This window comes from Ideonella sp. B508-1, assembly GCF_000333615.1.
GTDB lineage: Bacteria > Pseudomonadota > Gammaproteobacteria > Burkholderiales > Burkholderiaceae_C > Ideonella.
Genome location: NZ_BADL01000391.1, coordinates 1 through 10,157 on the forward strand (window position 1 = coordinate 1; position 10,157 = coordinate 10,157).

A 10,157-nucleotide genomic window follows, 5' to 3' on the forward strand; every position below is an offset into this window, starting at 1 on the left:
TGCGGACGCGGCATGTCAGGCAGCCTCGGAACGATCGGGCAGTTCGCTCACGTCGAAGCAAACAAGCAAGCCGAGTTCCCGAGCCCGGGCCACGTCCATGTCGGCGCCCTTCGATTCGCCCGGCACGCGCAGCACGGCATCGCAGCGTCCGATGAGCCGGTGCGCAACGGGGTACTGGTACTGTTGAAACACTTCGTCGCCGTGCACTCGGCCCCCTGCGGCATGAATGATGGGCAGCGCCATCCACTCACCTACGAGCGGTGGATGCCCGCGCTGGTAAATGGGGAACGTCTGGCTCTCGAGCCGCGCGCGGTTGGCGGCGATGCGCTCTGGATCGCCACCGGTGCCAGACATATAGGGGCCCGCGATGAGCACGAGCAGCGGACGACTCGCGAATGGAGGTGCGTGGGTGCTCATCGTCATCGTGCAGTTTCATGCAATGTCGTGTAATATCGTGCAATCCTATCGCAGCGCACGCCTGAGGCGCAAGACCCACTCCTGAGGCACATGCTCACCGCCCAGCGCAGACAACTCATCCTCAGCCGCCTCGCCGCCCACGGACAGATCGTGGCCGTGGAGCTGGCCGAGGAACTCGGCACCTCCGAAGACACGATTCGCCGCGACCTGCGCGAGCTGGCGCAGCAGGGCAAGCTCCAGCGTGTGCATGGTGGCGCGCTGCCGGCTTCGGTGGCAGCGGGAGACCTGCTGATGCGCGAGCAGGTGTCGTCCCTTGAAAAGCAGGCGCTGGGTCGCTGCGGTGCGAATCTGATCCAGCCCGGCCAGGTGGTGATCATCGATGGTGGAACCACCGCCATCCAACTAGCGCGCCATCTGCCGGCAGACCTGCGCGCCACGGTGATCACGCACAGCCCCAACGTGGCAGTGGAGCTGGCAGCCAATCGGTACATCGATATCATCGTTCTAGGTGGACGGCTGTTCCGGCATTCGATGGTGAATGTGGGCGCTTCGGTCATCGAGGCGGCCTCGCGGTTTCGCGCCGATTTGTTCTTCTTGGGCGTGACAGGCGTGCACCCTGAAGCGGGACTGAGCACAGGTGATTCCGAAGAGGCCGACGTGAAGCGTGCCCTGCATGCGCGCGCGGCAGAGACCATCGTGCTGGCGTCTAGCGAGAAGCTGCTGAGTGCTTCTGCCTTTGTCGTCGCGCCAATGCACGGGCTGTCACTGCTGGTGGTGCCGGCCAATACGCGACCGAAGACGATGACGGCGCTGCGCGCAGGAGGCATCAAGGTACAGAAGGCCAGCTAGGTCGGCGACAGAAGGGAGGCCATCCGGTCCATCCAAGTCGATCGCTCCGGCGATCGGCTTGCCGTGGACTGGTCGATGACCGACGGCCATGCGCCGCATCGAAGCAGGCGGCGGCGTCAGTTCGAGCCGAACTCGCCGCCCAGGATCGCGATGATGTCCTGACGCTCGCCCGGCAGCCGGACCACATCCAGATGGTCAGCGCGCTCGAAGCCACACCACACCCGCGGACACTTCCCCACCCGCCTGGTCCGCCACCCGGGTATGTCCAGCAACTTCCGAGCTGCCTGGATCGACGGACGCTCGGTCCGCGCGGCAGAGACGGCCAGGGCCTCGGCCGTCTTGCGCAGGAGGCTGCGCGGCGGGACGTCGAAGCCGTCCAGTGGTCGGCCGGCCACGCGCCTGAACAGCAGCATCAGCGCGGCCGGCAGGCGATGGTCGCTGCGGACCTGCGCGCGGATGGCCGCCACGTCGTCCGAGAACAGCGTGAAGAACCGTTCCAGGTCGACATCGCTCAGTTGCTCAGCCGCGCCCAGCCTGGCGGAACGCCGTCGGGCTCGCGCCGGTGTGTGCCTTGAACAGCGCCCGAAACGCACGCACGTCCGCATAGCCCACCATCGCCGCGATCTGCTCGATCGAGCGCTGCGTGCTGTGCAGCATGCGCTTGGCCGTCTCCACCCGAAGTCGGCGCGCATAGTCGCCCGGCGTCATGCCCAGGCTGCGTTCGAAGCGGCGCAGCAGCGTCGCGTGGCTGACGGCGAGCGTGCGCGCGAGCTCCGAGATCTTCAGGTCCTGCGCGAAGCGCTGCGCCAGCCAGAACTGCGCGCTCGCCACCAGCGGATCCGCGCTGCTGGCCGGGCTGTCGCGCCGATCGGATTCCATGCCCGTGGCCTGCGCCAGCCATTGCGCAGACATCGGCGAGATCGCGCGCTCGACCAGGCGCGCGACGAGCGACCATTCGGCCGCCGGCGCGCCGCAGGCGTAGACGCCGTGATGTTCGGTCAGCGTCGCCCGAACGTCGACCCTGACGCGCCGATAGCGCCGCCTGAACATCGCCCGCAGCGGATCCGGCAAGGCCACCTTGCCGCCATCGAGCAAGCCGCTCTCGGCGAGCAGCATCACCGCGGTGCCGCTGGCCCCGAGCACCGCCCCCCGGGCCCGCTGCCGGCGCAGCCAGTCCGACAAGGGCCGGGCATGATCGAGCAGCATCGACAGCTCGGCCTCCCCGCCCGCGACGAACGCCGGCAGGTAGACGATGCGGAATGCCGCGTCGCCCTGCAGGTCGCCGTCGCAGGCCATGCGGCGGCCGCCGGCGAACTCCAGCTCGCCGCCGTCCGCGGTGAGCAGGCGCACGCGCGTCTGCATCGGGGTGGCGTACGGCGCCGCGAACATGGTGAGCACCTGGCGCGCCACCAGCGCGAGGCCGTCTGTCAGCGCCCCCACGCTGGATAGGTAGCTGCCCGGCAGCGCCACGACGGCGACATCCTTCAAGGGATCGGCGGGGACGGGAACAATGCGAATTTCAACCCCCAAGAGTGACGATTTGAATCCTATCAGCGGGCCGTCTTCGAGAGCATCATTTTTTCCTTCGAACCCCGCGGCATCGGATCAAGGCCGGCGGGGAGTCCGCCAGAGCCCCCAGGGCCGCCAAGGAGACACATGCCCGCACCCCAGCAGTTCCGCGACCGCCTGCGCGGCAAGGTCGCCATCGTGACCGGCGCCGGATCGCAAGGCGACGGCGTCGGCACCGGCAAGGCGATCGCCGTGCTGATGGCCGGCGAAGGCGCCCAGGTCTGCCTCGTCGATCGAGAACCCGCGCGCGCGCAGGAGACGCTCGCGATGATCCAGGCCCGGGGCGGCGACGCCTTCGTCTGCGCCGGCGACGTCACGCAGTCCGCGGACGGCGAACGGATCGTCGCCGAGACCGTGCAGCGCTACGGCGGCGTGGACATCCTGGTCAACAACGTCGGCATCGCGAGCGCGCCGGGCGACTTCGACAGCTTCGACGAAGCGGCCTGGACCCGCGTCCTGGACGTCAACCTGCGCAGCGCCGTGCTGATGTGCCGTCACACCGTGCCGCGCATGGTGGCACGCGGCGGCGGCGCGATCGTCAACATCTCGTCGATCGCCGGCATCCGCGCCCACGGCACCTTCGCCTATGGGCCGTCGAAGGCCGCGATGAACCAGTTGAGCAGCGAGTTGTCGGTGGTCTACGGCCGCCAGGGCATTCGCGCCAATACGGTGGCGCCCGGTCACATCGCGACCCCGCTGTCGCAAGGCCTGCTGGGCGAGGAGGCGCGCGCCGCGCGCCGCAAGGTCGGTCCGCTGGGCATCGAAGGCGACGCCTGGGACGTCGCGGCCGCGGCGCTGTTCCTCGCGAGCGACGAGGCGCGCTTCATCACCGGCGTGCTGATTCCGGTCGACGGCGGCGTCGTCGAGACCGGCCCGCTCGTGGCCCACGCACTGATCACCCGACCCGAACAGGCTCGCTGAGCCACCGAAGGAGACTGCCATGAACGCCCCCAGAGAAGACCTCGTGCCGATGATGCGCGAGTTCAACGTGTCCAACCACCTGCTGGGCGACCATGCCTCGCTCGAGACTGCCTGGCACCGCGACGGCTACCTGTTCTTCCGCGACGTGCTCGATCACGAACCGCTGGAGCGCATGCGCCAGCAGCTGATCGACCACCTCGCGGAGAACGGCTTCGTCGACAGGGCCGACCCGCTGGTCCGCTGGAACGGCAAGCCACGCGAAGGCTTCACCTTCTTCCCTGTCCGCGCGATGAACGAGCGGCGCGCCTCCCGCACCGTGATGGAAGACCCGAAGATCCGCGCATTCTTCCAGCGGCTCTTCGACGTGCCCCTGTACTGGGTGCCGTTCACCGAGTACCGCACGACGCCCCCGGCCATCGAGCGCAAGCCCTTGCGCTACGACTTCATCCACGAGGACGCGATCTACAGCGACCGGCTCGACTTCATCATCTGCTGGATCCCGCTGTCGGACATCGACGCCGATGTTGGCGGCCTGTGCGTAGCCGAGGGTCTGCACAACGGGCCCTGTCTCCATCCGAAGGACGGTGACAAGATCCTTCCAATCCCGGCGGACAGCATCCCCCCCGACGCCTGGGTACGCACAAACTATCGGCTCGGCGACCTGCTGCTCATGAGCCGGCGCACGCCGCACACCGGACTGACCAACCACTCAGACCGCTTCCGCCTGTCGATCGACACCCGCATCCTGCCCGATGGCGGGCGCTTCCCGTTCGCGCCCCGCCTGCCCTACGTCGGCAAGCTGGTCGAGCGGACCGACACCCACGTCGTCGTCGAGGACGCCCAGGGCCGCCACAAGCTGCGGCTGGACGGCGCCAGCTACATCCGCGGCCTGTTCGGCAACAAGCTGACGGCACCCGAGATCCCCGACGTCTACCCGATCGGCTCCGAGGTCATCACCGCCTACGAGGGCGACCTGTTGCAGACCATGCGGCCGCAGAACTGACCTGACGCGAACAGCGGGGCCCGCGCAGCGCGTGACGCGCTCGCGGGCCTTTTCAATTCCACCGCCGCGCGACGGAGCATTTTTTTCGTTTTCATTTCGAAACGTTCCTCATTTATACGAACGAAAGTCGATAGCAAGCTCACGCCCCTTCGCACGAAGGCGCGTCCATCGGCCCACCAGCAACAGCCGCAGGCGGCGCCTGCGAGAACCCACTTCCGACAGGAGACAACGTGTCGCAAATCCGCATTCCCTTTTCCCTCTCGCGACGGCTACTGCCCCTCACTGGCATCAGCATCAGGCTGCGCCTGGGACTCGGGTTCGGCTTCATCATCGCGCTGGTCTGCGCCATCGCGGCGATGGCCTGGCTGCTGCTGACGAGCACCTCCCGCCGGATCGACGAGCTCCAGCATGCGCAGACCGAGGCGCACAGCCTCATCGGACAGATGATCGCGGAGGTCAACACCAGCTACGACGCGCTGCTGTGCTCGGTGCTGCTGACCGACCCGGAGGACCTGGCAGACCAGAAGCGCATCCTCGTCGAGAGCCCCGCTCGATACGACGCGATCGAGGCCCGGCTCGCCAAGCTGCTCGATCACGACGGCGTGCCTGCCGCGCTGCGCGATCAGTTCCACGACCTGCAATCGAACAGCGAGACAGCGAAGGGCTCGCTGCGTTCGCTGATCGACATGGTGGGAGACCCACAGCGCAAGGACGCCATGTCGTCGCAGGTCGCCAACACGCTGAAATCCTACTTCGAACGCTGGCTCGGCAGCGCCGCCAAGCTGCGCGCGGCGCGTGAGCAGGCCGCGCGCGCCGAGCAGGCCGAGATGACGCGCACGCTGCAGCGCGCGAGTTGGCTGTTCGCGGTCGCCGCGGCCGCGGCGGTGGCGATCGGCGGCTTCGCGGCCTGGAGCATCGCGCGCAGCGTCAATCGGCCGCTGACCCAGGCGATCTCGATCGCCGAGCGCATCGCGCAGGGCAATCTGTCGCACGAGATCGCCGCGGCAGGCCCCAACGCCGCCGAGATCCGCGCGCTGCTCGATGCGCTGGGCCGCATGCAGGCCGGCCTGCGCACGCTGGTGCAGGAAGTGCGCGAGTCGGCCTCCGAGATCGCCTACAGCAGCGGCGAGATCGCGGCCGGCAACCGCGACCTGTCCCAACGCACGGAGCTGACCGCAGGCAGCCTCCAGCAGGCCGCCAGCACGATGCAGCAGGTCACAGGCAGCGTGCGCCAGACGGCCGACGCTACCCGCAGCGCCAGCCAGTTCGTCGGCACGGCGGTCGACACGGCGCGCCTCGGCGGCCAGGTGGTCGCCGACGTGGTCGCCCGCATGGACGAGATCATCGGCGACAGCCGCCGGATCGCCGACATCACCGCCGTCATCGACGGCATCGCCTTCCAGACCAACATCCTCGCGCTGAACGCTGCCATCGAGGCAGCGCGTGCCGGGAACCTGGGTCGCGGCTTCGCGGTCGTGGCGGGCGAGGTGCGCTCGCTGGCGCAGCGCAGCGCCACGGCGGCACGCGACATCAAGGACCTGATCAGCGAGAGCGTCACCAAGATCGAGTCCGGCAATCGGCTCGTGCGCGACGCCGGAGGCCGCATGCAGCAGATCGTGCGCTGCGTGGAGGACGCGAACCGCGACATCGGCCAGATCTCGGACGCCGTGTCGCGCCAGAGCACGGAGTTCGACCAGATCGGCGCGGCCGTCGTCGAGGTCGACAAGATGACGCAGAGCAACTCCGCGCTGGTCGAGCAGAGCATGGCCGCCTCGGAGAGCTTGTACCAGCAAACCGTGAAGCTGCGCTCCCTGGTGGAGACCTTCGTCGTCGATGCCAAGGCGCAGGCCATTGCCGCCTGAGAAAACCGTGTGGACATCGTCCACGGCCGCCACCGGGCCCCGCACGCGTCGCGGGCCCGCCGGCCGCGGAACGGCGCCGCCCGGTTCAGATCATTCGCAAGGCGCTCAGGTCCGACAGGTATTTGCGGATCAGCGCCGGCGAGAGATGCGGGATGTCGCCCTCGGTCCCGATCCCGCGCAGGCGCACGGCCTCATGGAAGCGCGCGGCCGACAGCTTCGCGCCCGCGGTCGCCGGCATCGGCTGGCGAAAGGCGTCGAGCAACGCCAGCACGGACTGCTGGCGGCGTTCGTCCGGCAGCGCGCGCAGCGCGGTCTCGAAGCGCGCCAGCCAGTCGGCGTGGTCGGCGACCCGTTCGAGACGATGGCCCGATTCGGCGATCCAGTCGGCAAATGAATCCAGCGAGATGCCGTCGTCGTGCGGGTTGAGAACGTGGTAGGTCCGGAAGCCGTCGGCGTCGCCGTCCCCCAGCGCGGCGACCGCCGCGGCGACGAAGTCCACCGGCAGGCCGTCGTAGTGCGGTCGCATGGCGCCCGCCGGGCCGGGCTGGTAGAACGAGGCCGGCGCGAGGCCGGTGACCACCAGGCTCAGAATCAGGCGCGTGAACATGTCCGGCACATTCAGCTGGCCGTGAAAGCGGCTGTGCGCGAGGATCATGTCCGAGCGCAGCACCGTGACCGGCAGGCCGCAGCGCTCGTGCGCCTCGCGCAGCAGCACCTCGCCGGCCCACTTGCTCGTCGCATAGCCGCCGGCATAGCGTCCGTCGATCGGCCGGCGCGGCGCCGCGACGCGGACGTCGGCGTCCTCGTCGATCAGCGCGCCGTCCGGGTTGATCGCGACGGCCACCGTCGACACGTTGACAAAGGGCTTCACCCGCGCGGTCAGCGCCAGGCGGATCAGCTCCGCGGTGCCCGCCACGTTGGGACCGAACAACTGCGCGTAGGGCAGTCTATGGTTGACCAGCGCGGCCGGATGGACGATCAGGTCGACCTCCTCGGCCAGGCGCTGCCAGGCCGCCGCATCCAGGCCGAGGCCGGGCTCGCCGATGTCGCCCGCCAGCACCTCGAGGTGCGCGCCCGCCAGCGTCTCGAAGTGCGCCTTCAGGCCGGGATCGCCGCCGTCGAAGGCCTCCGCGATGCGCCCGCGCGCGGCCGCCGCATCGGCACCGCGGGCGATGCAGACGAGGCGGCCGCCTGACGTCGCGAGGCGCTCCAGCCACTCCAGGCAGAGGAAGCGGCCGAGAAAGCCGTTGGCGCCGGTCAGCAGCACGGTGCGCGGCGTGCGATTGGCGCGCGGCAGCGCGCGTGCGGCGGACAAGGCGGCGGTGTCGATGAACTTGTCGAGGACCAGGTCGCTCGCATGAACTTCGGTCGCGTCGCGGCCATGGATCTCCGCGAAGCCGGGGCGTCGCACGCCGCCGGCGCGGCGCGCCTCCACCATGGCCGCCAGCCGCTGCAGGCTGCTGTCGGGGCCGATGACGGCGCTCACCGGCAACTCGACGCCGAAGACCTCCTCGAGCAACAGGGAGAAGGACAGCGCCGACAGCGAGTCGCCGCCCAGGTCCTGGAAGCTGACCCGGGCATCGGCCGGAATGTCGGCAATGCCGAGGGTCGCCTTGACCGCGCGCGCCATTGTCTCCAGCACGGGCCGGCGGGCGCCGTCCCGGCGCAGGGCGGCGAGCTCCTCCGCCTGGTCATCGGCCAGCGCCGAATACAGCGCCGCCAGCCGCGCGTCGTAACGCTCCTTCAGGCCCGGTCGCCGCGCCTTGCCCACCGAGGTCAGCAGGCCGTTCTCGACACTGAAGGGCTCGGGCTCGACGATGAAGTCGCGCGGCACCTCGTAGGAATTCAGGCCGGCGGCCTGGGCGGCCGAGCGCAGCGCCTCGCGCAGCAGCGCCTTCACGGCGGCCGGTTCCGGCCTGGGTCCCAGCGCGGCCTCCACGGCAGGGGCATGCGGCACGACCACCGCCAGCAGATAGGCGCGCTCGCTGCTGCCGTGAACGTAGATCTGGTGGACCGCCGGATGGCCGCCCGCGAAGACCGCCTCGAGCTTGGCGATGGCGACGAACTCGCCCTGGGCCAGCTTCAGCACGTTGTTGCGGCGGTCGACGTAGACGATCCGGTCCGGGCCGATCTCGGCCATGATGTCGCCGGTGCGGTAGTAGCCGTCTTCGTCGAACATCGCGGCCGTCGCCTCCGGGTTGGCGTAGTAGCCCGGCATGGCCGACAAGGTCTTGACCAGCAGCTCGCCGCGCGGGTACGGCTTGTCGGTCCGGAAGTAGCCCAGTTCCGGCACGTCGACGAGCTTGTAGTCCAGCACCGGCGGACGCGCGATCTGCGTGTTGAAGCTGACCATGCCGACCTCGGTGGTGCCGTAGCCGTTGTTCAGGCGCGTGTCGAGCGCGGCTTCGATGAAGGCCGCCATCTCGTCGGTCAGCGGCGCGGCGCCGGTGGTGGCGGTGAGCACGCGCCCCCCCAGCGACCGCACGCGCAGCCGCTCCAGCGCGTCGCGGACCGCGACCTCCTTCGTCGTCGCCGCGTCCGCCGCCAGCCGGCGCTCGACGTCGTCCACGAACCGGTGGTACAGCATCTCGCAGATGCGGGGCACGAGGTTGACCATCGTCGGCCGCACGAGTTCGATGTCCTCGAACAGGGTGGACAGGTCGCTGCGCGCCGTGAAGCAGCAAAGCCCGCCGCTGCCGAGGATCATGCCCAGCCAGCTGCGGCCGAAGCTGTGGTTCATCGGCATGTAGTTCAGGCAGACCAGCGGATGGGTCGCCGGGCGCAGCCAGGGCGGACGGAACATGCGCTCGGTGTACATCGCACCCTTGGGCGAACCGGTGCTGCCGGAGGTGTAGAACAGCGTGACCAGGGTGTCGTCGCTCGCCGGCGGGGCCGGCGGAGCCGGGGGCAGCGCAGCGCCGCGGCGCAGGGTCTCGGCCATCGTCTCCAGCGGCAACGCGACCCCCGCCGCCGCGAGCCTGCGGCGCCCCGCGTCCAGTCGCTCACGCTGATCCTCGTCCTCAATCGCACATTCGAACACGACCAGGCGCGCGGGCCGCGCCCCCGCGAGCACGGCATCGATCGCAGCGTCCAGGCAATCCAGGCTGGTCGCGAACCAGCGGGCTTGCGTCTCCTCGAGGATGCGCACCGTCTGCGCCGTCGGGGCGTGCGTCTGTAGCGGGACGCTCACGACGCCTAGCAGGATGCAGGCAAGGTCGATGACCGCATAGTCGATGCCGGCGAATCCCATCATGCAGATGCGGTCGCCAGGACGCACGGGCGCGTCAGCGTCGTGATGGCAGGCGCGCGCGAGGGCATCCACGCGTGCGCGCAGCTCGCGATAGCTGATCGTCTCGAAGGCCGGCATCAACTGCAGCGTGCGCCGCCCGGTGGACGGATCGGTGACGAGCTCGCGGGCGCGCTGGCCGAGCGCCGGACGGTCGGCGTAGCTTTCGAGCACCGTCGTCACGATCTGTGCCAACGGCGTCCCCGGACGGGCGTTGGCGGCCTGCACCTCGGGACGCGGCGCGGCCGCG

8 protein-coding genes are annotated in these 10,157 nt (G+C 69.5%); 4 read left to right on the forward strand and 4 right to left on the reverse strand.

What is annotated here, in order from left to right; all coding sequences use genetic code 11:
• Nucleotides 1–15 precede the first annotated feature (15 nt).
• Nucleotides 16–423, reverse strand: coding sequence for a hypothetical protein (locus I73_RS16095; protein ID WP_022981555.1), 408 nt, complete (start codon nt 421–423; stop codon nt 16–18).
• 84 nt (nt 424–507) lie between these two features.
• On the opposite strand from I73_RS16095, the gene I73_RS16100 reads away from it, so the two are divergent.
• Nucleotides 508–1,266, forward strand: a complete 759-nt coding sequence (locus I73_RS16100; RefSeq protein WP_022981556.1) for a DeoR/GlpR family DNA-binding transcription regulator — start codon at nt 508–510, stop codon at nt 1,264–1,266.
• A 116-nt stretch (nt 1,267–1,382) separates the two neighbouring features.
• Here I73_RS16100 and I73_RS32695 read toward each other — a convergent pair whose 3' ends face one another.
• Together I73_RS32695 and I73_RS16110 are read right to left on the reverse strand one after the other, a co-directional pair.
• Nucleotides 1,383–1,871 carry a DUF4158 domain-containing protein gene (locus I73_RS32695; protein ID WP_083876801.1) on the reverse strand — a complete coding sequence of 163 codons (489 nt, stop codon included), beginning with the start codon at nt 1,869–1,871 and terminating at the stop codon, nt 1,383–1,385.
• Entirely contained in the window at nt 1,786–2,754 is a 969-nt protein-coding gene (locus I73_RS16110; RefSeq protein WP_022981558.1) for a GlxA family transcriptional regulator, read from the reverse strand. The genes I73_RS32695 and I73_RS16110 overlap by 86 nt, the downstream gene beginning before the upstream one ends.
• A 168-nt stretch (nt 2,755–2,922) precedes the next feature.
• Between I73_RS16110 and I73_RS16115 the strand changes: the two genes are divergently transcribed.
• The 3 genes from I73_RS16115 (at nt 2,923) to I73_RS16125 (ending at nt 6,621) form a co-directional block, all read left to right on the forward strand.
• Nucleotides 2,923–3,756, forward strand: coding sequence for an SDR family NAD(P)-dependent oxidoreductase (locus I73_RS16115; RefSeq protein WP_022981559.1), 834 nt, complete (start codon nt 2,923–2,925; stop codon nt 3,754–3,756).
• Nucleotides 3,757–3,775: 19 nt separating this feature from the next.
• On the forward strand, nt 3,776–4,759 hold the full coding sequence (locus I73_RS16120) for a phytanoyl-CoA dioxygenase family protein (protein WP_022981560.1): 984 nt from the start codon (nt 3,776–3,778) through the stop codon (nt 4,757–4,759).
• 230 nt (nt 4,760–4,989) lie between these two features.
• On the forward strand, nt 4,990–6,621 hold the full coding sequence (locus I73_RS16125; protein WP_022981561.1) for a methyl-accepting chemotaxis protein: 1,632 nt from the start codon (nt 4,990–4,992) through the stop codon (nt 6,619–6,621).
• A gap of 85 nt (nt 6,622–6,706) precedes the next feature.
• On the opposite strand, the gene car is transcribed toward I73_RS16125, so the two are convergent.
• On the reverse strand, nt 6,707–10,157 hold a 3,451-nt coding region (gene car / locus I73_RS16130; protein ID WP_022981562.1), incomplete at its 5' end, for a carboxylic acid reductase.

Bases quoted from the DNA above. Each gene is read 5' to 3' on its own strand.
- I73_RS16095 (WP_022981555.1), bottom strand. From the start codon at position 423: ATGACGATGAGCACCCACGCACCTCCATTCGCGAGTCGTCCGCTGCTC.
- I73_RS16115 (WP_022981559.1), top strand. From the start codon at position 2,923: ATGCCCGCACCCCAGCAGTTCCGCGACCGCCTGCGCGGCAAGGTCGCC.
- I73_RS32695 (WP_083876801.1), bottom strand. From the start codon at position 1,871: ATGCGGACGTGCGTGCGTTTCGGGCGCTGTTCAAGGCACACACCGGCG.
- I73_RS16100 (WP_022981556.1), top strand. From the start codon at position 508: ATGCTCACCGCCCAGCGCAGACAACTCATCCTCAGCCGCCTCGCCGCC.
- I73_RS16120 (WP_022981560.1), top strand. From the start codon at position 3,776: ATGAACGCCCCCAGAGAAGACCTCGTGCCGATGATGCGCGAGTTCAAC.